A 25352-nucleotide genomic window follows, 5' to 3' on the forward strand; every position below is an offset into this window, starting at 1 on the left:
AACATTGCCGTGTGTTGGACGTGATGTTAGCCACATGCGCGAGGCGGCGTCAGTAGCGCGGAGGTCACAACCCTTCGAATATGGCCGAACCCCGACCGCCCGGAGCGGGCGGTCGGGGTCCTGGAACCGCTGACGTCCGGGGTCGAAGCGGACGTCCGTACGAGGAGGTGTGCGGCCGGGTCAGCGCGAGGCGCGGTTGACGGCCGAGACGACCGCCTTGAGCGAGGCGCGGGTGGTGTTGGCGTCGATGCCGATGCCCCACAGCACCTTGCCGTCGATCGCGCACTCGATGTACGAGGCGGCCTGGGCGCTGGCTCCCTCACTCATCGTGTGCTCGGTGTAGTCCAGCAGCCGGGCGTCGATGCCGATGGCCTGCAGGGCTTCGAAGAACGCGGAGATCGGGCCGTTGCCCGATCCGGTCAGCACGGTGTCCGAGCCGTCCACGGTGGCCTCGACGGTCAGGGTGTCCGTGCCGTCGGTGTCGGTGGTGGTCTGGCCGGAGCGCAGCTGGATGCGCCCCCAGGCGTTCTCCGCGTTCGGCAGGTACTCGTCCTGGAAGGTGGACCAGATCTGCGTCGGCGTGACCTCGCCGCCCTCGGCATCGGTCTTGGCCTGAATGATCCGGGAGAACTCGATCTGCATCCGGCGCGGCAGGTCCAGCTTGTGGTCGTTCTTCAGGACGTACGCGATACCGCCCTTGCCGGACTGCGAGTTGACCCGGATGACCGCCTCGTAGGAGCGGCCGACGTCCTTCGGGTCGATCGGCAGGTACGGCACGGCCCACTCGATGTCGTCGACGCTCTTCCCCTGGGCCGCCGCGTCCTTCTCCATCGCGTCGAAACCCTTCTTGATGGCGTCCTGGTGGGAGCCGGAGAAGGCGGTGTAGACGAGGTCGCCCGCGTACGGGTGGCGCGGGTGGATCTCCATCTGGTTGCAGTACTCGCTGGTGCGGCGGATCTCGTCGATCTGCGAGAAGTCGATCTGCGGGTCCACGCCCTGCGAGAACAGGTTCATGCCCAGGGTCACCAGGTCGACGTTGCCCGTGCGCTCGCCCTGGCCGAACAGGCAGCCCTCGATGCGGTCGGCACCGGCCATGATGGCCAGTTCGGCCGCCGCCACCGCCGTACCCCGGTCGTTGTGCGGGTGGACGGAGAGGCAGACGAACTCGCGGCGGGACAGGTTGCGCGACATCCACTCGAAGCGGTCCGCGTGGGTGGAGGGCGTGGAGCGCTCCACGGTGGCGGGCAGGTTCAGGATGATCTCGCGGCCCTCCTCGGGCTGCCAGACGTCGCAGACCGCCTCGCAGACCTCCAGGGCGAAGTCCAGCTCGGTGTCGGTGAAGATCTCCGGGCTGTACTGGTAGCCGAAGACCGTCTCGGGGCCCAGGATCTTCTCCGCGTACTCCATCACCAGCCGCGTGCCGTCCACCGCGATCTGCTTGACCTGCTCCTTCGAGCCGCGGAAGACGACGCGGCGGAAGGTGGGCGCGGTGGCGTTGTACAGGTGGACGGTGGCCCGGCGGGCGCCGACCAGCGACTCGACGGTCCGCTCGATCAGCTCCTCGCGGGCCTGCGTCAGGACGGAGATCGTCACGTCCTCGGGGATCGCGCCCTCTTCGATGATCGAGCGGACGAAGGCGAAGTCGGTCTCGCCGGAGGACGGGAAGCCGACCTCGATCTCCTTGTAGCCCATGCGTACGAGCAGATCGAACATCTCGCGCTTGCGGGCCGGGCTCATCGGGTCGATCAGCGCCTGGTTGCCGTCGCGCAGATCGGTGGACAGCCAGCGGGGCGCCACGGTGATCCGGTTGTCCGGCCAGGTGCGGTCGGCGATGTCCACGGCCTCGTAACCGCGGTACTTGTGGACCGGCATCCCGGACGGCTTCTGGAGCTGCGTCGCGTTGGTGACGGGGGTGGGGCGGCCGACAGCGTCGCTCGCGGGGTTCACAGCACCGGCAGGGTTCACGGGGGTCGTCATGGCGTAGGGCTCCTCGGGGTCCGACATGGGGTCGGCCGACGGTGTCGCTGCAGCACCAGACTCCGCGGGGAGGGGGTCGGCCTACGACTACAGGCCCTCGCCGCGGCAGCTAAGGAGAAGCAGCCCGAAACGCATGATGCGACGAGCCTAGCCGAGGGTGGCCCGGGGTGTCGGTCCGTATCAGTATGCGGGACCGGGCATCGATGAGGGGAAAACGGTGACTCATCACTCCATTTCGTCAATCATCGTCGCAACCAGTGACAGGGCCGTGACGGAGTGCCACAGTCGATGTCATGCAGCCTCGAACCGATGAGGACGGGCTCCACCCCGTCTTCTGCACCATCGTGCCGCCCCATGTCCTCGACAAGCTGTCGCACTCCGGCGACGCCCGGCTGGCCGAACCGGCCCGCCGCACCCTGGAGGCCGACGGCCTCCGCCGCGACCGCCGCCGGCTGACGGCCCTGGCCGCCGCGCCCGCCACCCCCACGGCGGGCGCGGTCCCCGCCAAACCCCACCGCACCCTGTACGACTGCGAGAACGGCACGTCGCTGCCGGGCACCAAGGTCCGCGACGAGGGCGACAAGCCCACCTCGGACGCCAGCGTCAACCGCGCGTACGCCGGACTCGGCGCCACCTTCGACCTGCTGCTCTCCGCCTACGGCCGCAGCTCGATCGACGGTAAGGGCCTGCCCCTCATCGGCTCCGTCCACTACGGCCACGAGTACAACAACGCGTTCTTCGACGGCGAGCAGATGGTCTTCGGTGACGGCGACGGCGAGATCTTCCTCGACTTCACGTACGCCATCGACGTCATCGCCCACGAACTGGCCCACGGCCTCACCCAGTACACCGCCAACCTGCGCTACGAGGGCCAGTCGGGCGCGCTCAACGAGTCGGTCTCCGACGTGTTCGGCTCGCTGGTCAAGCAGTACTCGCTGGGCCAGAGCGCGGAGCAGGCGGACTGGCTGATCGGCGCCGGACTGCTGGCGCCACGGGTGAGCGGGGACGCGCTGCGCTCGATGAAGGCTCCGGGTACGGCGTACGACGACGATGTGCTCGGCAAGGACCCGCAGCCCGCGTCGATGGAGGAGTACGTCGAGACGGAGGAGGACAACGGCGGCGTCCACATCAACTCCGGCATCCCGAACCGCGCGTTCTACCTCCTGGCCACCGCCCTGGGCGGCAACGCCTGGGAGCGGGCCGGGCAGATCTGGTTCGACGTGCTGACCGGCGGCGAGCTGACGGCCACGGCGGACTTCGCGGAGTTCGCCCGGCTGACGGTCGCGGCGGCCGGCGCCCGCTTCGGGGAGCGCGGTGAGAAGGAGGCGGTCCTGAAGGCCTGGTCCGAGGTGGGGGTGGAGACGGCGTAGCGAGGCGCGCGTCACCGTCTCCGAGCACCGCGGGCTTGAGCCGTCTCCGAGCACCGCGGGCTTGAGCCGTCACCGAGCACCGCAGGCTTGAGCCGTCACCGAGCAGGGCGGGCTTGAGCGTTCACCCGGCCCCGGCTAGACAGGACCCCATGCGTATTCAGGTCAGCAGGACCGGCGGCTTCGCCGGCATCTCCCGCCACCATGAGGTCGACACCGAGGGCCGGGAGGACGCGGCGGAGTGGGAGACGCTCGCCAAGGAGGTCCTCGCCGCCGCCACCGAGGCCGGCACCCCGGACGCGCCGCCGTCCGGGGTGCCGGACGGATTCCGGTACCGGATCACGGTCGGGGACCGCACCGTGTACTGCGCTGACCCCGATCTGACCGGGGCCCAGCGCACGCTGGTCTCACGCGTCCTGAAGGAGGGCGCGTGAGACCGGCCCCGGCTTGAGGGGGCTTCCGGGACTCGGGAGGAGGCTCCTAGAACCCGAGCTTCCGCAGCTGCTTCGGGTCGCGCTGCCAGTCCTTCGCGACCTTCACATGCAGGTCCAGGAAGACCGGCGTGCCGAGCAGCGCCTCGATGTGCTTGCGCGACTTGGTGCCGACGTCCTTCAGCCGCTGGCCCTTCGGGCCGATGATGATGCCCTTCTGGCTGGGGCGCTCGATGTAGACGTTGGCGTGGATGTCCAGCAGCGGCTTGTCCGCCGGACGGTTCTCGCGCGGCAGCATCTCCTCGACCACGACCGCGATGGAGTGCGGCAGCTCGTCGCGTACGCCCTCCAGCGCGGCCTCGCGGATCAGCTCCGCGACCATGACCATCTCCGGCTCGTCGGTGAGGTCGCCCTCCGGGTAGAGCGGCGGGCTCTCGGGGAGCAGCGGGGCGATGAGGTCGGCGAGCAGGCTCACCTGCTGGTCCTTGACCGCCGACACCGGAACGATCTCGGCCCACTCGAAGCCCAGCTCGTCCGCGAGCGCGGAGACGGCGAGGAGCTGTTCGGCCAGCGCCTTCGACTCGACCAGGTCGGTCTTGGTGATGATGGCGATCTTGGGGGTCTTCTTGATCCCCGCGAGCTCCTTGACGATGTACTTGTCGCCGGGGCCGAGCTTCTGGTCGGCGGGCAGGCAGAAGCCGATGACGTCGACCTCGGCCCAGGTGGTCCGTACGACGTCGTTGAGCCGCTCGCCGAGCAGCGTGCGCGGCTTGTGGAGGCCGGGGGTGTCGACCAGGATCAGCTGCGCGTCCTCGCGGTGGACGATGCCGCGCACGGTGTGCCGGGTGGTCTGGGGGCGGTTGGAGGTGATCGCCACCTTCTGACCGACCAGAGCGTTCGTCAGGGTGGACTTTCCGGCGTTGGGGCGGCCCACGAAGCAGGCGAAGCCGGCCCGGTGGGGGGAGGTGGTCTCCGCTTGCGGGGCAGCGGATTCTTGGTTCGGGCGAGCGCTCATGGCGACCATTCTCCCCGATCGCGGCGGCGCTCCCGCACAGCGGTCCGTACGGACGCGCCGGAGGGCCGCCTCGATCAGGGGTGAACCCGGCCCGTCAGCCCGCCGTGACCCGCAGCCGCAGGGTGCCGTCCGGGCCCGCGAGGAACACCGGGGTCTCCGGTCCGCCCAGGTCACGTACGGCGGCGCGGTCCTCGTCGGCGGGGGTCTCGGCGGCGGAGACGACGGCGGCGGCCTCCAGCGAGGTGGCGCCGCTGGCCACCGCCATGGCGACGGCGGTCCGCAGGGCGCTCAGCTTCAGCGACTCCAGCGCCACGGTGCCCGCCACATACGTACGTCCCGTCTCGTCGCGTACGGCGGCGCCCTCGGCCACCCCGTTGCGGGCGCGGGCGCTGCGCGCCAGGGTGACGATCTTGCGGTCCTCTGCGCCGAGGTCGGCGGCGTTGGTGGTGTCGGTCATGGCACGAGCATACGAACCGGGCCGGGCCGGTCACACGCGGGTACGCCGACGGGCCCGCGCCCGCTTTGCCGGCGCGAGCCCGTCCCCGTACCCCCTAAGGCCGGTCCAGCCGGAGCCGCTCCGCCTTCGGGAGGCCGGCGACCACCAGGTCGTAGGAGTCCTCGATCAGTTCGCGCAGCAGCTTGTCCGGGACGCCGGAGACGGTCACCGTGTTCCAGTGGCGCTTGTTCATGTGCCAGCCGGGCACGACGGCCTTCGGGTGCTCCTCGCGGAGCCGGATCGCCTCATCCGGGTCGCACTTGAGGTTGACCGTCAGCGGGTCGGCGTCCAGCGTGGTGAGCGCGAACATCTTGCCGAGCACCTTGAAGACCGAGGTCTCCGGTCCGAACGGGAACTCCTCCACGCTCGCGTTGAACTCCAGGCAGAACGCGCGCAGCCGCTCGGGGGTCATACCCTCTCCGCCTCCGCTTCCTTCTCCTGGGGCTCCACCAGCACCGTGACGATCTTGTTCCGGCGGCCGGCCGGGGACTCGGCGGTGAGGCGGAGCTTGCGGCTGTCGGGCAGGTCGACGACGGCCGAGGCACCGGCGATCGGGACCCGGCCGAGCGCCTTGGCGAGCAGGCCGCCGACAGTCTCCACGTCCTCGTCGTCGTATTCGTCGAGCCCGAAGAGGTCGCCGAGGTCACCGATGTCGAGCCGGGCGGTCACCCGGTAGCAGCCGTTCTCCAGCTCCTGGACGGGCGGCAGCTCGCGGTCGTACTCGTCGGTGATCTCACCGACGATCTCCTCCAGGATGTCCTCGATCGTGACGATGCCGGCCGTGCCGCCGTACTCGTCGATGACGACGGCCACATGGCTGCGGTCCCGCTGCATCTCGCGCAGCAGGTCACCGGCGTTCTTGGTGTCGGGGACGAAGGCGGCCGGGCGCATCGCGGTGGAGACCGGGTCGGCCTCGGACTCGCGGTTGACGTGGGTCTTGCGGACCAGGTCCTTGAGGTAGACGATCCCGACGATGTCGTCCTCGTTCTCGCCGGTGACCGGGATCCGGGAGAAACCGGAGCGCAGGGCGAGCGTGAGCGCCTGTCGGATCGTCTTGTAGCGCTCGATGGAGACCAGGTCGGTGCGCGGCACCATCACCTCGCGGACCAGGGTGTCGCCGAGCTGGAAGACCGAGTGCACCATGCGGCGCTCGTCGTCCTCGATCAGCGACTCCGCCTCCGCCAGGTCGACCATGGCCCGCAGCTCGGCCTCGCTGGCGAACGGCCCCTTGCGGAACCCCTTGCCGGGCGTGAGCGCGTTGCCGATGAGGATCAGCAGCTGCGGGATCGGGCCCATGATCCGGGCCAGCGGCAACAGGACGTACGCCGAGGCCGTCGCCGTGTTCAGCGGGTGCTGGCGGCCGATGGTGCGCGGTGAGACGCCGATCGCGACATAGCTGACGAGGACCATCACGCCCATCGCGACGGCGAGCGCCTCCCAGGTCTCCGGGAACTTCTGCAGGCAGACGTAGGTGACCAGCACCCCGGCCGACATCTCGCAGGCCACCCGCACCAGCAGCGCGACGTTGAGATAGCGGGTCGGGTCGGCGGCGATCTGCGCGAGCTTCGCGCTGCCGCGCCGGCCGGAGCGGACCGCCTCGTCCGCCCGGAAGCTCGACGTCCGGGCGATGCCGGCCTCCGCGCAGGCGGCCAGCCAGCCGACCATGACCAGCAGGACGGCGCCGGTGATCAGGGGCGCGATCACGAGACGGTCGGGGCCGGGGACGCACCGGTGAGCCCGTGCTCACCGCGCCAGCCGTCCACGATGGCGGCCTGGAGGCCGAACATCTCGGCCTTCTCCTCGGGAACCTCGTGGTCGTACCCCAGCAGGTGCAGCACTCCGTGGACGGTCAGGAGCTGGAGCTCCTCGTCCATGGAGTGCTGCGTCGGTGCCTCTTCGCCCTGCTTCTTCGCGACCTCCGGGCAGAGCACGATGTCACCGAGGAGCCCCTGCGGAGGCTCCTCGTCGTCCTTGGCCGGCGGACGCAGCTCGTCCATCGGGAAGGACATGACATCGGTCGGACCGGGCAGGTCCATCCACTGGATGTGCAGCTGCTCCATGGCGTCGGTGTCCACCACGATCACCGAGAGCTCGGACAGCGGGTGGATCCGCATCCGGGCCAGTGCGTAGCGGGCGATGTCGAGGATCGCCTGCTCGTCGACCTCGGTTCCGGACTCGTTGTTGACGTCGATCGACATGGTGCGCTGCGACTACTTCCCTTTACGTCGGTCGCGTCGGCCGTCTTCCGGGCCGCCCGCCTGACCGTCCTGCTGACCGTTTCGGCTGTCGTACTTCTCGTACGCGTCGACGATACGGCCGACGAGCTTGTGCCGGACGACATCCTGTGAGGTGAGGCGGGAGAAGTGCACGTCCTCCACACCGTCCAGGATCTCCTGGACCTGACGGAGACCGCTCTTGGTGCCGCTCGGCAGGTCGACCTGGGTGATGTCACCGGTGATGACGATCTTGGAGTCGAAGCCGAGGCGGGTGAGGAACATCTTCATCTGCTCGGCGCTGGTGTTCTGCGCCTCGTCGAGAATGATGAAGGCGTCGTTGAGCGTCCGGCCCCGCATATACGCGAGCGGCGCCACCTCGATCGTGCCCGCCGCCATCAGGCGCGGGATCGAGTCGGGGTCGAGCATGTCGTGCAGCGCGTCGTAGAGCGGGCGCAGATACGGGTCGATCTTGTCGAAGAGGGTGCCCGGGAGGAAGCCGAGCCGCTCCCCCGCCTCGACCGCCGGGCGGGTCAGGATGATGCGGCTGACCTGCTTGGACTGGAGCGCCTGGACCGCCTTGGCCATGGCCAGGTAGGTCTTTCCGGTGCCTGCCGGGCCGATGCCGAAGACGATCGTGTGCTCGTCGATCGCGTCGACGTACCGCTTCTGGTTGAGCGTCTTGGGGCGGATGGTGCGGCCGCGGTTGGAGAGGATGTTCTGGGTGAGCACCTCGGCGGGTGTCTCGCCCTGGGGGTCTCCCTCGCCGGTGCCGGCCGCCCTGAGCATGGCGATCGACCGTTCCACTGCGTCCTCCGTCATCGGCGCTCCGGTGCGGAGCACGAGCATCATTTCGTCGAACAGGCGCTGGATGAGGGCGACGTCGGCCGCCTCGCCCGTGGCGCTGATCTCGTTGCCCCGGACATGGATGTCGGCCGCCGGGAAGGCCTCTTCGATCACGCGCAACAGCGAGTCACCCGATCCGAGGAGCATCACCATGGGGTGAGCGGCCGGGATCCGGATCTGGGCACGCGCCTGCGGGTGTGTGGGTGTCTGAGTCATGGGCCGGCCCTCGGGCCTGCGCATACCTCCCGTTGCAGGGTTCTCGCTGCTCGACAACCTCTGGATCACCAGCCTACGACCTGGCAGTGACAACACGGAGTCCTTTTACCGGCCGTGTGTGCGAGGAGGCCGGTGGCTTACCGGCCGTGTGTACGAGGAGGCCGGTGGCCGATCACCGGCGGAAGCCGATCGTGGGGACGGCGCGCCGCAGCGGCCAGGCGCGGGCCGTGGTGGGCAGCAGCTCCTCCAGGAACGCGTACCGCTCCAGGGCGGCCGGGTCCTGGCTCTCGCAGGTGCGGATGCGCTGCCACCAGGCGGCGATCTCGGCCCAGCCGGGTGCGGAGAGCGAGCCGCCGAACTCCTGGACCGAGAGCGCGGCGGTCAGCCCGGCGAAGGCGAGGCGGTCGGCGAGCGGCCAGTCGGCGAGGGTGCCGGTGACGAATCCGGCCACGAAGACGTCCCCGGCGCCCGTCGGGTCGAGCGCCTCCACCTCGATGGCGGGCACCTGGGCGGCGGCGCCGGTCCGCCCGTCGACGGCGTACGCGCCCTCCGCACCCAGGGTGACGACGGCGAGCGGGACGCGTTCGGCCAGCGCGTGGGCGGCGGCGCGCGGACAGTCGGTGCGGGTGTAGCGCATCGCCTCCTCCGCGTTGGGCAGGAACGCCTCGCAGTGCGCCAGGTCCGGCAGCGCGTCCAGGTCCCAGCGGCCGGTCTCGTCCCAGCCGACGTCGGCGAAGACCAGCGCGCCGTGCCGGGCGGCGGTGGCCACCCAGGGCTCACTGCGGCCCGGGACGAGCGAGGCGATCGCGGCGCGGGCGCGCGGCGGGCACCGGGGGAAGGCGGGGTCCGGGGCGGCGGCGGGGGCGGCCTCCGCAGGGCCGGTGCCCGCCTGGCCCGGGGACACCGCCGGTGCCGGGGACGCCTGCTGGTCCGGGGGCACCGTAGGCGCCGGGGGCACCGCCGGTGCCGGGGCCTCGTGGCCGTGGGAGACCATGGTGCGCTCGCCCTCGTACGCCATCGAGACCGTGACCGGGGAGTGCCAGCCGGGAACGGTGTGGGACATCGACAGGTCGATGCCCTCGCCCTGTTCCAGCGCGTCCCAGCAGTACTCGCCGTAGTGGTCGTCGCCGAAGGCCGCGGCCAGTGAGGTGTGCAGGCCGAGGCGGGCGAGCGCGGTGGCCATGTTGGCGACGCCGCCGGGGCTGGAGCCCATGCCGCGGGCCCAGGACTCGGTGCCGCGCACGGGGGCGCTGTCGAGGCCGGTGAAGATGATGTCGAGGAAGACCGTGCCCGTCAGGAAGACGTCACAGGCGGGGTCCTGCGGGGCGCGCAGGGCCAGCAGCGGGTCGATTCCTGGAGTGTCAGTGCTCACCGTGCGCTCCCGGCCGTGCGGCAGATCTGGACAGTGTGAGATCCGGCCAGTCTGCCCGATTCGGGCGACGGGGCGGAGCCTCCCCGCCGATCCGAGGGTTCTCCGGCATGCGGGGCTGACCTGCATAAACATGCGCTGCTACCCGGCCTCCGAATACATAAACGCATAAGTGACCCAGATCACAGCGAGGCGACTTTCGGTCGGCTGGAAGCGCTTGATACAAATTGCCCCGCGAGCACCTTCGGGGACGTTGTCCGACGAGAGCCGCACTTCCCGCATCTCCCGCATTTCGTCGTACCTCCTTGCATTCTCCCCCTTCCCGCGCGCCGGGCATCGCTCTGCCCTGCTCTGCCTGCCCTGCGCGCGTCGCACCACCCTCTCCCCCTCCCCCTGCCTGCTCAGGCATGTCTTCAGGAACGCCCATGTCGTCGCGCCGTGCCGCGTGGCCCTTGGTTGCCGTGTTCACCGCCGGTTACCTCGCCTCCTATCTGCTGCCCACCATCGTCGGCCGCCTCAGCGTCCATCTCGGGCTGACCCCCGCGCAGGCGGGCCTGGTCGGCAGTGCTCTGCTGCTGAGTTCGGCGAGTGCCGGGTTCACGCTGGCGGGCCGGGTCGAGCGATGCGGGTCCCGGACCCCTGCCCGGGCCGGTCTGCTGCTGGCCGCCGTCGGGTACGGCTCCGCCGCCCTGGCCGGGTCCGTACCGCTGGTGGTGGCCTCCGTGGTGGTCGGCGGCTTCGGCTCGGGGGCGGCGACGGCGGTCGCGGCGGCCGGGATCGCCGCGCAGCGCGACCCGCACCGGACGTCCTCGCTCGGGCTGCTCACCGTCTCCGCGACGGCGGGCGCGCTCTATCTGACGATCCCGCACCTCGGCGGCGGCCACCGCCTCCCGTTCGCGGCGATCGCCCTGGTCGCCCTGCTCGTCTGGCCCGCGACCACCCGGCTGAACGGCCCCACGGCCCCGGAGGAGTCCGCCTCCCGGGTCACCGGCCGGCTGCCGCACCGCCGCTCCGGTCTCGTCCTGGCGGGCGGCATGCTGGTCTGGTCCATGGCCCAGAACGCGCTCTGGGGCGTCAGCAGCCGCATCGGCGTGGTGCAGGTGGGGCTCTCCGAGGTCACCGTCGGCGCGGTCTTCGCCGTCGCACTCGGCGCCGGTCTGCTGGGCGTGATGGGCGCCGGGGTGCTCGGTGCGCGGGTGGGGCGGGCGGTGCCGATCGGGCTGGGGACCGTGGTCATCGCCGGGAGCATCGTGGTCAGCTCCTCCGCCCGGGACCTCGCCTCGTTCGCGACCGGCGAGGTCCTCTGGAACACCGTCTACCCGGTGGTCCTCTCCTACCTGATCGGTCTGGCCGCCTCCCTGGACGTACGCGGCCGCTGGGCGGTCCTGGCGGGCTCGGCGTCCTCGGTGGGCGTCGCCTGCGGCCCACTGCTGGGCAGCGTGCTCTCCGAGGAGGCGGGCTACCCGGCGATGGGGCTGATCCTGGGCGCGGCCACGCTGCTGGTCGCCGCGCCCGTGACCGCCGTGGCGCTGCACACCGGTGGGCGTCCGCTGGTGCCCGGCTCGGTCCGCCGCCGTGGTGGCGCCCCGGCCGCGCTGCTGGCCGCCACCACCGGCAGCCTGTCCGGCGCGGTGCCGAAGCTCGGCTCACCGGAGCAGGCCGTCACCGAACTCCGCGTACGGCGCAGGCGGCTGGTGCGCAGCGCGATCCGGACGGCCGGTCCGGACGGCGGGCCCGGTCAGTCGAACGCGTACGCCTCGACCTCGGACAGGTAGCGCGCCCGGCGCTCCTCGTCGTGGTCGAGGAAGGCCGCCTCGAAGGAGTTGCGGGCCAGGGCGCGCAGCTGCTCCGGGTCCAGGGCGAGGGCGTCCCGGACGGCGTCGAAGTTGTCGCCCGCGTACCCGCCGAAGTAGGCGGGGTCGTCGGAGTTGACCGTGCAGAGCAGGCCCGCGGCCATCATCTGCGGCAGCGGGTGGTCCTTGAGCGTGTCGACCGTGCGCAGCCGTACGTTGGACAGCGGGCACAGGGTGAGCGGCACCCGGTCCGCGACCAGCCGCGCCACCAGCTCCGGGTCCTCCATGCAGCGCAGCCCGTGGTCCACGCGCTCCACCCCGAGGACGTCCAGGGCCTCGCGGATGTACGCGGGCGGCCCCTCCTCCCCCGCGTGGGCCACCTTGCGCAGGCCGAGCGCGGTGGCCGCCTCGTACACCTCGCGGAACTTGGCGGGCGGGTGGCCGACCTCGGCGGAGTCCAGGCCGACGGCGCTGATCCGGTGGAGGTAGGGGCGGGCGGCGTCCAGGGTGCCGAGGGCGGCCTCGGCGGAGAGGTCGCGGAGAAAACAGAGGATGAGCTGGGTGGAGATGCCGTGGGTCTCCTCGCTGCGCTCCAGAGCGCGGCTCAGCCCTTCGATGACCGTGCCGATCGGGACGCCGCGGGCGGTGTGGGCCTGCGGGTCGAAGAAGATCTCGGCGTGCCGGACGCCTTGGGCGGCGGCGCGGGCGAGGTAGGCGTCGGCGAGTTCGGTGAAGTCCTCCTCCGTACGCAGCACGGCCATGAGCGCGTAGTAGAGGTCCAGGAAGGACTGGAGGTCGTCGAACGCGTAGGCCCTGCGCAGCTCGTCGGTGGTGGCGTACGGCAGGGTCACTCCGTTGCGTTCCGCGAGCGCGAAGGCGAGTTCGGGTTCGAGGGTGCCTTCGATGTGGAGGTGGAGTTCGGCCTTGGGGAGGTGCACGGTGTCTCGCAAACAGTGGTGCTGGTGGGTTCAGTGGTGGTGACGGGGAGGGAGCGGGACTCTGATCAGGTCCTGCGCCACGGTGAGTTCGCCGTCGAACCCGGCGGCGCGCGCCTGGGTCTCGAAGAGTTCGGGGTCGCTGTAGCGCTGCGAGAAGTGGGTCAGCACCAGATGGCGTACGCCTGAATCCTTCGCCACCCGGGCGGCCTGTCCGGCGGTCAGGTGGCCGTGGTCGGTGGCGAGCTTCTCGTCCTCGTCGAGGAAGGTCGACTCGATGACGAGCATGTCGCAGCCCTCGGCGAGCGCGTACACCCCGTCGCAGAGCCGGGTGTCCATGACGAACGCGAACCGCTGGCCGCGCCGGTGCTCGGAGACCTGCTCCAGCGTCACACCGCCGAGAGCGCCTTCCCGCTGGAGGCGGCCGACATCCGGTCCGGCGATCCCGTGCTCCTTGAGGAGGGCGGGCAGCATGCGGCGGGTGTCGGGCTCGGTGAGGCGGTAGCCGTACGACTCGACGGGGTGCGAGAGCCTGTGGCTGTCCAGCGTGTACGAGGCCGTGGCGGCGAGGACCCCGCCGGTTCCGGCGACCGGGGTCTCGGTCAGCTCGACGGTCTCGCGGTAGGCGGTGGCGTACCGCAGCCGGTCGAAGAAGTGCTGCCCGCTCGCCGGGTAGTGGGCGGTGACGGGGTGCGGGACCTGGTCCAGGTTGATGCGCTGGATCACTCCCGCGAGCCCGAGCGAGTGGTCGCCGTGGAAGTGGGTGACGCAGATCCGGTCGATGTCGTGCGCGGCGACCCCGGCCCGCAGCATCTGGCGCTGGGTGCCCTCGCCGGGGTCGAAGAGGATGCCTTCACCGTCCCAGCGCAGCAGATAGCCGTTGTGGTTGCGGTGCCGGGTCGGGACCTGGCTGGCGGTGCCGAGCACCACCAGCTCGCGTACGGACATGGGAGAACGCTCCTGCGGTGCGAAGAACTATCCGGGCGGCCACTGGAGGCCGCGGCCGCCCAGGACGTGGGCGTGCGCGTGGAAGACGGTCTGGCCGGCGCCGGAGCCGGTGTTGAGGATGATCCGGTAGCCGGTGGCGTCGACCTTCTCGTCGGCGGCGACCGCTCCGGCCTCGCGCAGCACGTCGGCGGCGATCTGCGGTTCGGCGGCGGCCAGCGAGGCGGCGTCCGGGTAGTGGACCTTCGGGATGACCAGGACGTGGGTCGGGGCCTGCGGGTTGATGTCGCGGAAGGCGACGGTCGTGTCGCTTTCGCGGACGATGGTCGCCGGGATGTCCCCCGAGACGATCTTGCAGAACAGGCAGTCGGTCTGCGGCTCTCCCGCCATGACGCCGGGCCTCCTCGTTCGCTGGTGATCAGTGGCATTCGCCGGTGATCAGTGACAGGCGATCAGTACAGGTGCATGCTAACGCCGGTCCGCCGACGGCCGTTCAGCCCCAGCGGCCGGTGCGTCCCAGCAGCAGCGCCGTCGCGGCCGTCCCGGCGGTGGACGTACGGAGCACGCTGCGGCCCAGCCGGTAGGGGCGGGCGCCCGTCTCGGCGAAGGCGGCCAGCTCCTGCGGCGAGACGCCGCCCTCGGGGCCGACGACGAGCACGATGCTGCCGGTGGCCGGGAGTTCGGCGGTGGCGAGCGGGGTGCTGTCGTGGTCGCGGTCCTCGTGCAGGACCCCGGCGAAGTCGGCACCGGCCAGCAGGGCGGCGACCTGCTTGGTCGTCATGGCCTCGGCCACCTCGGGGAAGCGCACCCGGCGGGACTGCTTGCCCGCCTCCCGAGCCGTACTGCGCCACTTCGACAGGGCCTTGGCGCCTCGCTCGCCCTTCCACTGGGTGATGCAGCGGCCGGCCTGCCAGGGCACGATCGCGTCCACGCCGGTCTCGGTCATGGTCTCGACGGCCAGTTCGCCCCGGTCGCCCTTGGGGAGTGCCTGGACGACGGTGATCCGGGGCGCGGGCTCCGGCTCCTCGTGGACGCTTTCGACCCCGACCGTCAGCCGGTCCTTGCCCTCGGCGGCCCTAACCACACCCTCCGCCCAGTGGCCGAGCCCGTCGGTGAGGGTGACGGCCTCGCCGGGCTCCAGCCGCTTGACCGACACGGCGTGCCGGCCCTCGGGCCCGTCCAGCACGAACTCCGGTCCGGTGGGCATCCGTTCGACGACGAAGACCGGTGCGGTCACCGGGGGCTCCTCATGCTCAGGGCCGCCCTGGCGGCCTCCAGTTCGTCGGCGAGCAGCTCGATCAGCTCGCCGACGGGCAGTTCGCGGGCCATGCGGTGGCCCTGCCCGGCCCACAGCGCCATGCCCTGCGCGTCCCCCGCCTTCGCGGCGGCCTGGCGCAGCCCGGTGGTCAGGTAGTGGACCTGGGGGTAGGCGGCGGGGGCGTACGGGCCGTGTTCGCGGACGAACCGGTTGACCAGGCCGCGCGCGGGGCGGCCGGAGAAGGCCCGGGTCAGCGCGGTGCGGACGAAGAGCGGGTTGGTGAGGGCCTGCTTGTGGAGCAGGTGGGCGCCGGACTCCGGACAGATGAGGAACGCGGTGCCGAGCTGGGCCGCGTCGGCGCCGGCCGCGAGGACGGCGGCGATCTGCGAGCCGCGCATCAGGCCGCCGGTGGCGACGATCGGGATCTGCACGGTCTCGCGGACCTGGGTGACCAGGCTCAGCAGCCCGGTGCCGGTGTGGTCGGCCTGCGGGTCGTCGCGGTGCGTGGACTGGTGGCCGCCCGCCTCGACGCCCTGGACACAGACGGCGTCGGCACCGGCCCACTGGGCGCCTTGGGCCTCCTCGGCCGAGGTGACGGTCACGATGGTGTACGTCCCCGCCTTGGCGAAGGCGTCCAGCGTGTCGCGGGTGGGGCAGCCGAAGGTGAAGGAGACCGCCGGGACGGGGTCCTCCAGCAGGATGGCGACCTTCGCCTCGTACCCGTCGTCGCCGCAGCCGTCGGGGTCGCCGAGCGGGGTCTCGTACCAGGAGGCCTCACCGGCCAGCTGGTGGCGGTAGACCTCGACGGCGCTGGGGTCGGCGAGCGCGGGCTGCGGCATGAAGAGGTTGACGCCGAACGGGCCGCCGGTGAGCCGGCGCAGCTGTTTGATCTCGTTGTACATGCCGTCCGTCGTTTTGTAGCCGGCGGCCAGGAACCCAAGCCCGCCCGCCTCGGCGACGGCCGCGGCGAGCTGAGGTCCGGAAGCGCCGCCCGCCATGGGGGCCTGCACGATCGGATACCGGCAGAGATCGGTCAACGCGGAGGACATGACCGCATCGTGCCACGTCCGCCGCACAGGGCCGAATCAGCCAGCTTCGCGGGTGACCGGATCTCCCGCAGAACGCCGCACCGCCCACCGGCGGGTAACCGATGGGCGGTGCGGTGAAAGGCGGAAAAGGCTTCAGCGGCCGTTGAAGGCGTCCTTCAGCCGGGAGAAGAGACCCTGCTGACCTGGCTGGAACTGACCCAGAGGCCGCTCCTCGCCGCGCAGCTTGGAGAGCTCCCGCAGGAGCCGCTCCTGCTCGGCGTCGAGCTTGTTCGGCGTGATCACCTCGACGTGGACGATGAGGTCGCCCCGGCCCCCGCCGCGCAGGTGCGTGATGCCCCGCCCGTGCAGGGGTACGGACTGGCCGGACTGGGTGCCGGGCCGGATGTCGATCTCCTCGACGCCGTCCAGGGTCTCCAGCGGACACTTCGTACCGAGCGCGGCCGCGGTCATCGGGATGGTGACCGTGCAGTGCAGGTCGTCGCCGCGCCGCTGGAAGACGGAGTGCGGCAGCTCGTGGATCTCGACGTACAGGTCGCCGGGCGGGCCGCCGCCGGGGCCGACCTCACCCTCACCGGCGAGCTGGATGCGGGTGCCGTTGTCGACGCCCGCCGGGATCTTGACCGTGAGCGTGCGGCGCGAGCGGATGCGGCCGTCACCGGCGCACTCCGGGCACGGCGTCGGCACGACCGTACCGAAGCCCTGGCACTGCGGGCAGGGCCGCGAGGTCATGACCTGGCCCAGGAAGGACCGGGTGACCTGCGAGACCTCGCCACGGCCGCGGCACATGTCACAGGTCTGCGCGGAGGTGCCGGGGGCCGCGCCCTCGCCGCTGCAGGTGTTGCAGACGACCGCCGTGTCGACCTGGATGTCCTTGGTGGTGCCGAAGGCCGCCTCCGCGAGGTCGATCTCCAGGCGGATCATGGCGTCCTGGCCGCGCCGGGTGCGCGAGCGGGGCCCGCGCTGCGAGGCCGTTCCGAAGAACGCGTCCATGATGTCGGAGAAGTTGCCGAAGCCACCGGCTCCGAACCCGCCCGCGCCGCCTCCGCCCTGAGCGGAGAGCGGGTCGCCGCCGAGGTCGTAGACCTGCTTCTTCTGCGGGTCCGAGAGCACCTCGTAAGCGGCGTTGATCTCCTTGAACCGCTCCTGGGTCTTCGGATCCGGGTTGACATCCGGGTGCAGCTCGCGGGCGAGCCGACGGAATGCCTTCTTGATCTCGTCCTGCGATGCGTCGCGGCGTACGCCTAGTACGGCGTAGTAGTCCGTGGCCACTTACGACTCCGCCAGGATCTGTCCGACGTAACGTGCCACTGCGCGTACCGCTCCCATCGTTCCGGGGTAGTCCATGCGGGTCGGTCCGACCACGCCGAGTTTGGCGACTGCCTCGTCGCCCGAACCGTAGCCGACCGCGACGACGGACGTGGAGGTGAGCCCCTCGTGGGCGTTCTCGTGCCCGATCCGCACGGTCATGGCTGAGTCCGTGGCCTCACCGAGCAGCTTCAGCAGGACGACCTGCTCCTCCAGTGCCTCCAGCACCGGCCGGATCATCACAGGGAAGTCGTGCCCGAAGCGGGTGAGGTTGGAGGTGCCGCCGATCATCAGCCGCTCCTCCGTCTCCTCGACCAGGGTTTCGAGGAGGGTGGAAAGAACCGTGGAAACCGTCCCCCGGTCCTCGCTGTCGAAGGATTCCGGCAGCTCCCGCACCAGCCGCGGGACATCCGCGAAGCGGCGTCCGACGACCCGGCTGTTGAGCCGGGCCCGCAGATCCGCGAGGGATGCCTCGCCGAAGGGCGCGGGGCAGTCGATCATACGCTGTTCGACCCGGCCGGTGTCCGTGATCAGGACGAGCATCAGCCGGGCCGGTGCGAGCGAGAGCAGCTCCACGTGCCGCACCGTCGAACGGGTCAGCGAGGGGTACTGCACGACCGCGACCTGCCGGGTCAGCTGCGCGAGCAGCCGCACCGTCCGGCCGACCACGTCGTCGAGGTCGACCGCGCCGTCGAGGAAGTTCTGGATGGCGCGGCGCTCGGGCGAGGAGAGCGGCTTGACTCCGGCGAGCTTGTCGACGAAGAGGCGGTACCCCTTGTCGGTGGGGATGCGCCCCGCACTCGTGTGCGGCTGCGCGATGAAGCCCTCGTCCTCCAGCACCGCCATGTCGTTGCGGACGGTGGCCGGCGAGACGCCCAGCTGGTGCCGCTCGGTGAGCGCCTTGGAGCCGACGGGCTCCTCGGTGCCGACATAGTCCTGGACGATGGCGCGCAGCACTTCGAGTCTGCGTTCGCTGAGCATGGCGCACACCTCCAGCTGTCGTTCTCCGGCGTCGGTCTTCCGGTACCCGTCTGGCACTCGGTGCGTACGAGTGCCAGCTACTCATCGGTCAGTGTACGGGGGTGGGGTGGGGCCGGGGCAAGGGCGGACCGGCCACGCCGCCGCCGAGCCGTACGGGACGGTGCCGATAGCGTCGTCCCATGGACGTGTTGTGGGAAGACTTCGGCTGGGAGCGGTTGGGTCACGGTATCGGGCGGCGGCGACTGCCCGGCTGGGACGCCACGGTGGCGCTGGTGGCCGGGGCCGGTGAGGTGCTGCTGTACGACACCGGCTCGACGCTGCGCGAGGGCGTCGAGCTGCGGAGGCAGGCCGAGGCGCTGCTCGGCCGGAGGGTGACGCATGTCGCACTGAGCCACCCGCACTTCGACCATGTGCTGGGGACGGCGGCGTTCGCTGGGGCGCAGGTGTACGGGGCGGTGGGCGTCACCGCGCTGCTGAAGCGGTCGGCGGACGAGCTGACCGGGCAGGCCGTGCGCCACGGCCTGGCGGAGGAGGAGGCGCACCGGGCGGTCGACACGCTGGTCGTGCCGCACCACGAGGTGACCGGCGAGTGGACGCTCGACCTGGGCGGCGGCCGTCAGGTGCTGCTGGCCAACGTGGGCCCGGGCCACAGCGGCCACGACCTCGCGGTGCTGGTCCCGGGGTCGGACGGTGAGCCTCCGGTGGTGCTCTGCGGTGACCTGGTGGAGGAGTCGGGCGAACCGCAGGCGGGCCGGGACGCGATCACCTCGCGCTGGCCCGCCGCCCTGGACCGGCTCCTGGAGCTGGGCGGCGAGGAGGCGCTGTACGTACCGGGGCACGGGTCGGTGGTGGACGCGGCGTTCGTCCGGGAGCAGCGGGAGGCGCTGGCGGAGCGGTTCGGGGTGGGGTGAGGGGCTGCCGGAGGCGGGAGGATTATCGTCTGCGCATGCGCAGCTACCAGCCGGACCTGACCCCGCCGTGGAAGCGGTCCGCCCCCGTGCCCGAGGTGCCCGCCGAACCCGATCTGGTCGTGGAGGAGGTCGCCACCGGTTTCTGCGGGGCGGTGATCCGCTGCGAGAAGACGGCCCAGGGGCCGACGGTGACCCTGGAGGACCGGTTCGGCAAGCACCGGGTCTTCCCGATGGAGCCGCGCGCCTTCCTGCTGGAGGGCAGGGTGGTCACGCTGGTGCGCCCCAGCCCCGGCGGCCCCGCCCGCCCCACCCGTACGGCCTCCGGCTCGGTGGCGGTGCCCGGTGCGCGGGCGCGGGTGGCGCGGGCCGGGCGGATCTATGTGGAGGGCCGGCACGACGCGGAGCTGGTGGAGCGGGTGTGGGGCGACGACCTGCGCATCGAGGGCGTGGTGGTGGAGTACCTGGAGGGCATCGACGACCTCCCGGCCATCGTGGGCGAGTTCTCCCCGGGGCCGGATGCCCGGCTCGGGGTGCTGGTGGACCACCTGGTGGCCGGTTCCAAGGAGTCCCGGATCGCGGCGCAGGTCTCGGACCCGCATGTGCTGGTGGTGGGCCACCCGTACATCGACGTGTGGGAGGCGGTGAAGCCGTCGTCGGTGGGGATCGCGGCGTGGCCGGTGGTACCGCGCGGCCAGGACTGGAAGACCGGGGTGTGCCGGGCGCTGGGGTGGCCGGAGAACACCGGGGCGGCCTGGCAGCACATCCTGTCGAAGGTCCGCAGCTACAAGGACCTGGAGCCGCAACTGCTCGGGAGAGTCGAAGAGCTGATCGACTTCGTGACGCTGCCCGAGGAGTGACGGCACGGGGGCGAGCCCGGTCCCCTGGGCTCAGTCCACCAGGTCCCGCACCACCGCGTCGGCCAGGAGCCGCCCGCGCAGGGTGAGGACCGCGCGGCCCTCCTCGTACGGAACCGGGTCGAGCAGCCCGTCGGTGAGCGCGCGGCGGGAGGCGGCGAGGCCGTCGGGTTTCAGGAGGTCGAGCGGGCAGCCCTCGCGGAGGCGGAGCTCCAGGAGGATGCGCTCCACCCGGCGGTCCTCCTCGGCGAGGATCTCCCGGCCGGCGCCGGGTGAGCGGCCTTCGGCCAGCGCCTGGGCGTACGCGCCCGGGTGCTTCACGTTCCACCAGCGGACGCCGCCGACGTGGCTGTGCGCGCCGGGGCCCACGCCCCACCAGTCGGCGCCGCGCCAGTACAGCTCGTTGTGGAGGCAGCGGCCGGCCTCGGTGGTGGCCCAGTTGGAGACCTCGTACCAGTCGAAACCGGCGGCGGCGAAGGCCTCGTCCGCGATCAGGTAGCGGTCGGCGTGGGCGTCGTCGTCGGTCATCGGGATCTCGCCGCGCCGGATGCGGCGGGCGAGCTGGGTGCCCTCCTCGACGATGAGCGCGTACGCGGAGACATGGTCGGGGCCCGCGCCGATCGCCGCGTCCAGGGTGGCCCGCCAGTCGTCATCGGACTCGCCGGGGGTGCCGTAGATCAGGTCGAGGTTGACGTGGTCGAAGCCGGCCGCGCGCGCCTCCGCGACGCAGGCCTCGGGGCGGCCGGGGGTGTGCGTGCGGTCCAGGATCTTCAGGACGTGCTGCTTGGCGCTCTGCATCCCGAAGGAGACCCGGTTGAAGCCGCCCTCGCGGAGGGCTGCGAGGTAGGCCGGGTCGACGGACTCCGGGTTCGCCTCTGTGGTGATCTCGGCGTCCTCCGCGAGCCCGAACTCCTCCTTGATCGACCCCAGCATCCGCACGAGATCGGCCGCCGGCAGGAGCGTGGGCGTGCCGCCGCCGACGAAGACCGTACGGACCGGGCGCGGGTCGTCGCCGAGGACCTTGCGGGCCTGGCGGACCTCCTCAATGAGGTGGGCGGCGTAGTTGTCGCGGGAGGCGAGCGCGCCGCCGGAGCCGCGCAGCTCGGTGGCGGTGTAGGTGTTGAAGTCGCAGTAGCCGCAGCGGCTGGCGCAGTACGGGACGTGCAGGTAGAAGCCGAGCGGGCGGTCGGCTGCGCCTTCCAGGGCGTGGCGGGGCAGTGCCCCGTCGTCGGGCACGGGCTCACCATCGGGCAGTACGGAAGGCATACCGTCCATTGTCGCTCGCGCCGGAAGCGTCTCCGACCGGCCTCAGTCCGCGTGCAGCACCAGCAGCGCCACATCGTCGTCCGGCGGCCGCTCGGCGAACGCGTGGACCGCTCGCCGGATACGGTCCGCCGTCGCCTCGGCCGGCAGTCCGGCGCACCCGGCCAGCACCCGGGCCAGCCCGTCGCCGTCGTCGAACATCAGCGGCCCCGAGCGCCGCTCGGTCACGCCGTCGGTGACGCAGAGCAGGGTGTCGCCGGGCGCGAGATCGAAGACCTGACTCTCGTACACCACGTCCTCGACGACCCCGAGCAGCACCTGCGGCTCGGCCGCCGGGCGCACCGAGCCGTCGGGGCGCAGCAGCAGCGGCAGCGGGTGCCCGGCGCTGGCCACCGTGCAGCGGACACCGCCGCCGGGGAGCGGCACGACCTCCCCGTACAGCAGGGAGAGGAAGCGGGACTGCGAGCCGTCGTGGAGCTGCCGGCCTCCGGCGGCGGCGACCATCAGCGCGGCGGCCTCGGCGGCCTCCATGGCGTCGTCCAGGAGGAGCCGGTTGAGCCGGTCCAGGACCTCGCCGACGCCGAAGCCCTCGCGGGAGAGCAGGCGGAGCCAGGGGCGGGCGAGGCCGGTGACGACGGCGGCCTCGGGTCCTGAGCCCTGGACGTCGCCGAGGACGAAGCACCAGCGGTCGCCGGGGCAGGGGAAGACGTCGTAGAAGTCACCGCCGACCACGCCGTCGTCGCTCGGTTCGTAGACGAGGGCGCTGGTGACGCCGGGGATCTCCGCGACCTTGCTGGGGAGCAGGCCGCGCTGGAGGATCCGGCTGATGGTGGCCTGGCGGGTGTAGGCGCGGGCGGCGCCGACGGCGAGGCCGAGGCGGCGTACGAAGTCCTCGACGAGCGAGGCGACGGCGTCGGGCACCTGGGCGACGCCCTCCCGGCCGACCAGGACGGTCCCGAGCGCGCGGCCGGCCGCGGTGATCCGGAAGGCGAGGGCGGCGCCGTCGCGGCCGCCGGGCTGCGGGGACTCTTCGGTGCCGGGGTGCGTGGGCCACGGCACGGGGACGGGCAGGGGGCCGGAGCCGACGCCGGCCGGGAGGCGGAAGGGTTCGCGCTCCAGGGCCGTGCGCAGGGGCTCCGTACCGGCTTCGTCGCTGTGCCAGACCCGGGCGAGCCGGGGCTCGGCCCCCGGCCCGCCGCCTTCGGCCTCCAGCCAGATCGCGCACCAGTCGGCGAGGCGCGGCACCAGGAGCTGGCCCGCTATGGCGGCCACCAGGTCCTCGTCGAGCTGCCCGGCGAGCAGGTCGGACGCCTCGGCCAGGAACGCGGGTGCGCCGCGGCCGTCCCAGACCGCGTCGTCACGCTCGGTGCGCCGGGCGGCGGGAGCGAGGATCTCGGCGGCGCGCAGGCCGCGCCGGAGGGATTCCTGGTCGGGCGGGGCGGGCGGGCCGTTCCAGTCGTCGACGGGGAGGCGGGCCCAGACGGTCTTGAGGCCGGTGCGGTAGGTGATGCCCCAGGACTCGGCGAGCGTGGCGACGAGCTGGAGGCCGCGCCCGTACTCGGCGGGGTCGGGAAGGCCGGCGGGCGCCTCGGCCTCCGTCTCCGTACGGCCGGGCTCCTTGTGCTCGTCGGCGCCGACCGGGCGGGCCGGGTGGTGGTCGGTGACCTCCAGGACGAGGGCGGCCGAGGGCTCGTCGCCGCCGTCCTCCTCCAGTCTGAGGACCAGGTCGACCGTGGTCCCGGCGTGTACGACGGCGTTGGTGACCAGTTCGTTGGTGACGGTCACCGCGTCGTCGGCCAGCCGGTCGCTGAAGCCCACGGCGGCGGGCACCCCGAGCCCGGTCCACTCCGCGAGCGCCGCCCGCACGAACCGGCGGGCGGCGGAGGGTGCGAGAGGTATGCCGGGCAGGCTGGTGCGGCTGGCCGGACGCGGGCCGTGCGCGCACCCGGCACGGGCGGTGCCGGGGCGCTGCACGGTGTCCCGCTGGTCCCGCTGCGAAGGGATGGGTGCCACGGTGCGGCTCCTCCGGGTCCGATGATTCCGACAGAGTGACAGACCGGACGCGCCCATAAGCACCGAGTTACCGAAGTGGGCAGAAAATCGAGCAGTTCGAACGCAAGGCTTCGGAAAACGGCCCCGCAGCGGAGCCCCTGTGGCGGCGCGAGAGGGTGCGGGTTTGCGTCTGCCGTAACGGCATGTGGTCCGGTGGGTTCCCTCCCCGCTCCACCGAGGCTTCACCGAGGAAAGGCACCCGCTCATGCACTCGTCCTTCGTCCCGCCGCGCCGGGTGCAGATCGGTGACGCGGCGGCGTTCGCCGGTACGACACCGCGGGCGATCCGGCACTACCACGCGATCGGTCTGCTTCCCGAGCCCGAGCGCGGCGGTGACGGGCGCCGCCGCTACGGCTACCAGGACATGATCCGGCTGCTGTGGATCCGCAAGATGGCCGGCGCCGGAATCGCCCTGGAGGACATCCGGGACGCCCTCACCGCGGACCCGGGCTCCGCCGACGGCGACGGCGACGGCGACAACGGCGGCGACAAGGACAGCGGCGGCGACGGGATCGCACTCACCCTGGAACGCCTGGAGAACTCCCTCGCCGCCCAGGAGACCCTGCTGCGCCGTCAGCGGACCGCCGTGCGGCGTATGCGCGCCGAAGGCAGCCGTACGGGCTTGCTCTCCGACATCGTGACCGACCGCTTCAAGAGCCTGCCCGAGGGCTCCCTGCGCCAGGCGGAGCTGGACACGCTGCTGGTCACGGAGCGGATCTTCGGCCCACTGGGCGCAGCCATCCAGGCCACCCGCTTCATCGCCCTGGCCACCCACCCCACCCTGCGGGAGGAGTCCGACCGCATCGACGCCGCCGAGGAGGCACTCGACGACACCGTCGCCGTCGACGATCCGCGGGTGCCGCGGGTGGCCGCCGAGCGGCACGCCTTCGAAGGCGCCTTGCAGGCCGCCATCGAGGAGTCCGGTCTGGCCGGGGAGGAGGAGTCCCTGATCGATTCCTGGGACGCCCCGGACTCCGCCACGGCCGACCAGGAGGAGGACGACGGCGACCACGGTTCCGGCGGACGGAAGGCAGGCACGATGAGCGCGCTCGAAGCCGTGGGCAAAATGCCGTACGACTTCTCCCCCGCCCGTCTGCGCTGCATGGAGTTGGCCGTCCGGCTCGCGGCCCAGGACACTCCCACGGCCTGAACCACGGGCCGGCCGGCGGCCAGGAGGAAACCGGGTTCCGTCGCGGCGATGAGCCCGCGGCCGTCCGAGGGTCTACCCCTGGAGAGACGACCGACTCACCAGGAGTACGCCATGGGCCTCATCCACATCGAGCTGTTCGCGACCCTCGACCTCGTCGGGCAGGCGCCCGGCGGACCCGACGAGGACCCGGCGGGGTTCCCGTTCGGCGGCTGGCAGGCGCCCCTGCTGGACAAGGTCACCGAGGCGCAGATCGGTGGAGCGTACGAGGGCACGGACGCCCTTCTGCTCGGCCGGCGCACCTACGACATCTTCGCCGCCTACTGGCCCCACCAGGAGGGCGGCGAGGACGACGGGATCGCCACGCTCTTCAACAGCGTCCCGAAGTACGTGGCCTCCCGCGGCGGGCCCGACCTCTCGTGGGCCGGGTCGACGCTGCTCGGCCCGGACCTCGCCGCCTCGGTGCGCGAGATCCGTGACCGGCACGAACACGTGAAAGTCGTCGGGAGCCTGAACCTCGTGCAGAGCCTCCTGCGCGAGAAGCTCTTCGACCGCCTCGACCTCTGGCTGCATCCCGTCGTGCTCGGCGTCGGCAAGAAGGTGTTCGACGGGGGCGCGGTGCCCACCAACCTGACGCTCCTCGCGCCACCGGCAGCCGGCCCGAAGGGCGCGGTCCACCTGCGCTACGGGCTCGCCGACGGCACTCCCGCGACGGGCGACATGAGCGCACCCGATCGCGGCGCCGGGAGCTAGGGTGCCGGGGCCGGTCACGGCGTGACGCGCACGGCGTGACGCGCACGGCGTGACGCGCACGGCGGGCGGGGGGGGGGGGGGGCCCCCCCCGGGGGGGGGGGCCCCCCCCCCCCCCCCCCCCCGGCCCCCCCCCCCCCCCCCCCCCCCCCCCCCCCCCCCCCCCCCCCCCCCCCCAC

Annotated in this window: 24 protein-coding genes; 7 read left to right on the forward strand and 17 right to left on the reverse strand. The window is 72.0% G+C overall.

Annotated elements, in window-relative coordinates:
* Nucleotides 1-180: 180 nt before the first annotated feature.
* Nucleotides 181-1977: a 2-isopropylmalate synthase gene (leuA, locus tag ACIRR8_RS01705; protein ID WP_404057824.1), complete on the reverse strand. Its 1797-nt coding sequence runs from the start codon at nucleotides 1975-1977 to the stop codon at nucleotides 181-183.
* A 293-nt stretch (nucleotides 1978-2270) separates the two neighbouring features.
* Here leuA and ACIRR8_RS01710 point away from each other — a divergent pair, with 293 nt between their 5' ends.
* On the forward strand, nucleotides 2271-3347 hold the full coding sequence (locus ACIRR8_RS01710) for a M4 family metallopeptidase (protein ID WP_404057826.1): 1077 nt from the start codon (nucleotides 2271-2273) through the stop codon (nucleotides 3345-3347).
* Nucleotides 3348-3496: 149 nt separating this feature from the next.
* Nucleotides 3497-3778 (forward strand): protealysin inhibitor emfourin, encoded by a 282-nt coding sequence (locus tag ACIRR8_RS01715; RefSeq protein WP_404057828.1) that lies wholly within the window; start codon nucleotides 3497-3499, stop codon nucleotides 3776-3778.
* A gap of 46 nt (nucleotides 3779-3824) precedes the next feature.
* Here ACIRR8_RS01715 and era read toward each other — a convergent pair whose 3' ends face one another.
* The 7 genes from era to ACIRR8_RS01750 all read right to left on the reverse strand — a co-directional run bounded on the left by era (nucleotide 3825) and on the right by ACIRR8_RS01750 (nucleotide 9933).
* Nucleotides 3825-4799, reverse strand: a complete 975-nt coding sequence (era, locus tag ACIRR8_RS01720; protein ID WP_404057830.1) for a GTPase Era — start codon at nucleotides 4797-4799, stop codon at nucleotides 3825-3827.
* Between the two features lie 85 nt (nucleotides 4800-4884).
* Nucleotides 4885-5247, reverse strand: a complete 363-nt coding sequence (locus ACIRR8_RS01725) for a cytidine deaminase (protein ID WP_404057832.1) — start codon at nucleotides 5245-5247, stop codon at nucleotides 4885-4887.
* Between the two features lie 94 nt (nucleotides 5248-5341).
* The gene (locus ACIRR8_RS01730; protein ID WP_404057834.1) at nucleotides 5342-5698 is read right to left on the reverse strand and encodes an MmcQ/YjbR family DNA-binding protein; all 357 of its coding nucleotides are present in this window, start codon (nucleotides 5696-5698) and stop codon (nucleotides 5342-5344) included.
* Nucleotides 5695-6990 carry a hemolysin family protein gene (locus tag ACIRR8_RS01735; protein ID WP_404057836.1) on the reverse strand — a complete coding sequence of 432 codons (1296 nt, stop codon included), beginning with the start codon at nucleotides 6988-6990 and terminating at the stop codon, nucleotides 5695-5697. The genes ACIRR8_RS01730 and ACIRR8_RS01735 overlap by 4 nt, the downstream gene beginning before the upstream one ends.
* A complete protein-coding gene (gene ybeY / locus ACIRR8_RS01740; protein WP_366421992.1) occupies nucleotides 6987-7484 on the reverse strand; it encodes an rRNA maturation RNase YbeY in 498 nt (165 codons plus the stop codon). Before ybeY ends, ACIRR8_RS01735 begins: the two co-directional genes overlap by 4 nt.
* A 12-nt stretch (nucleotides 7485-7496) precedes the next feature.
* On the reverse strand, nucleotides 7497-8561 hold the full coding sequence (locus ACIRR8_RS01745) for a PhoH family protein (RefSeq protein WP_404057838.1): 1065 nt from the start codon (nucleotides 8559-8561) through the stop codon (nucleotides 7497-7499).
* Nucleotides 8562-8733: 172 nt separating this feature from the next.
* On the reverse strand, nucleotides 8734-9933 hold the full coding sequence (locus ACIRR8_RS01750) for a carbohydrate kinase family protein (protein WP_404057840.1): 1200 nt from the start codon (nucleotides 9931-9933) through the stop codon (nucleotides 8734-8736).
* Between the two features lie 422 nt (nucleotides 9934-10355).
* Here ACIRR8_RS01750 and ACIRR8_RS01755 point away from each other — a divergent pair, with 422 nt between their 5' ends.
* A complete protein-coding gene (locus tag ACIRR8_RS01755) occupies nucleotides 10356-11705 on the forward strand; it encodes an MFS transporter (RefSeq protein ID WP_404057842.1) in 1350 nt (449 codons plus the stop codon).
* On the opposite strand, the gene ACIRR8_RS01760 is transcribed toward ACIRR8_RS01755, so the two are convergent.
* From ACIRR8_RS01760 to hrcA, 7 genes are all read right to left on the reverse strand, one after another.
* On the reverse strand, nucleotides 11669-12661 hold the full coding sequence (locus ACIRR8_RS01760; protein WP_404058685.1) for an adenosine deaminase: 993 nt from the start codon (nucleotides 12659-12661) through the stop codon (nucleotides 11669-11671). The two genes, ACIRR8_RS01755 and ACIRR8_RS01760, sit on opposite strands and share 37 nt — an antisense overlap.
* A gap of 30 nt (nucleotides 12662-12691) precedes the next feature.
* Nucleotides 12692-13606: a ribonuclease Z gene (locus ACIRR8_RS01765; RefSeq protein ID WP_404057844.1), complete on the reverse strand. Its 915-nt coding sequence runs from the start codon at nucleotides 13604-13606 to the stop codon at nucleotides 12692-12694.
* A gap of 27 nt (nucleotides 13607-13633) precedes the next feature.
* A complete protein-coding gene (locus ACIRR8_RS01770; RefSeq protein ID WP_404057846.1) occupies nucleotides 13634-13993 on the reverse strand; it encodes a histidine triad nucleotide-binding protein in 360 nt (119 codons plus the stop codon).
* A gap of 103 nt (nucleotides 13994-14096) precedes the next feature.
* On the reverse strand, nucleotides 14097-14840 hold the full coding sequence (locus tag ACIRR8_RS01775; RefSeq protein WP_404057848.1) for a 16S rRNA (uracil(1498)-N(3))-methyltransferase: 744 nt from the start codon (nucleotides 14838-14840) through the stop codon (nucleotides 14097-14099).
* Complete coding sequence (locus ACIRR8_RS01780) at nucleotides 14837-15910, reverse strand: nitronate monooxygenase (protein WP_404057850.1); 1074 nt, start codon at nucleotides 15908-15910, stop codon at nucleotides 14837-14839. Before ACIRR8_RS01780 ends, ACIRR8_RS01775 begins: the two co-directional genes overlap by 4 nt.
* A gap of 132 nt (nucleotides 15911-16042) precedes the next feature.
* Nucleotides 16043-17179, reverse strand: a complete 1137-nt coding sequence (gene dnaJ / locus ACIRR8_RS01785) for a molecular chaperone DnaJ (RefSeq protein WP_404057852.1) — start codon at nucleotides 17177-17179, stop codon at nucleotides 16043-16045.
* Complete coding sequence (hrcA, locus tag ACIRR8_RS01790) at nucleotides 17180-18196, reverse strand: heat-inducible transcriptional repressor HrcA (RefSeq protein WP_030563440.1); 1017 nt, start codon at nucleotides 18194-18196, stop codon at nucleotides 17180-17182. It lies immediately after the preceding gene.
* 179 nt (nucleotides 18197-18375) lie between these two features.
* Between hrcA and ACIRR8_RS01795 the strand changes: the two genes are divergently transcribed.
* Together ACIRR8_RS01795 and ACIRR8_RS01800 are read left to right on the forward strand one after the other, a co-directional pair.
* Nucleotides 18376-19107 carry an MBL fold metallo-hydrolase gene (locus tag ACIRR8_RS01795; RefSeq protein WP_404057854.1) on the forward strand — a complete coding sequence of 244 codons (732 nt, stop codon included), beginning with the start codon at nucleotides 18376-18378 and terminating at the stop codon, nucleotides 19105-19107.
* Between the two features lie 35 nt (nucleotides 19108-19142).
* Nucleotides 19143-19964 carry a DUF3097 domain-containing protein gene (locus ACIRR8_RS01800; RefSeq protein WP_404057856.1) on the forward strand — a complete coding sequence of 274 codons (822 nt, stop codon included), beginning with the start codon at nucleotides 19143-19145 and terminating at the stop codon, nucleotides 19962-19964.
* A 30-nt stretch (nucleotides 19965-19994) separates the two neighbouring features.
* On the opposite strand, the gene hemW is transcribed toward ACIRR8_RS01800, so the two are convergent.
* Both hemW and ACIRR8_RS01810 read right to left on the reverse strand, forming a co-directional pair.
* Nucleotides 19995-21236 (reverse strand): radical SAM family heme chaperone HemW, encoded by a 1242-nt coding sequence (gene hemW / locus ACIRR8_RS01805; protein ID WP_404057858.1) that lies wholly within the window; start codon nucleotides 21234-21236, stop codon nucleotides 19995-19997.
* A gap of 33 nt (nucleotides 21237-21269) precedes the next feature.
* A complete protein-coding gene (locus tag ACIRR8_RS01810; RefSeq protein ID WP_404057860.1) occupies nucleotides 21270-23237 on the reverse strand; it encodes a SpoIIE family protein phosphatase in 1968 nt (655 codons plus the stop codon).
* A gap of 244 nt (nucleotides 23238-23481) precedes the next feature.
* On the opposite strand from ACIRR8_RS01810, the gene ACIRR8_RS01815 reads away from it, so the two are divergent.
* Nucleotides 23482-24426: a MerR family transcriptional regulator gene (locus ACIRR8_RS01815; RefSeq protein ID WP_404057862.1), complete on the forward strand. Its 945-nt coding sequence runs from the start codon at nucleotides 23482-23484 to the stop codon at nucleotides 24424-24426.
* A 111-nt stretch (nucleotides 24427-24537) separates the two neighbouring features.
* Complete coding sequence (locus tag ACIRR8_RS01820; protein WP_404057864.1) at nucleotides 24538-25176, forward strand: dihydrofolate reductase family protein; 639 nt, start codon at nucleotides 24538-24540, stop codon at nucleotides 25174-25176.
* Nucleotides 25177-25352 lie beyond the last annotated feature (176 nt).

Source organism: Streptomyces sp. NPDC101178, from assembly GCF_044767965.1.
GTDB lineage: Bacteria > Actinomycetota > Actinomycetes > Streptomycetales > Streptomycetaceae > Streptomyces.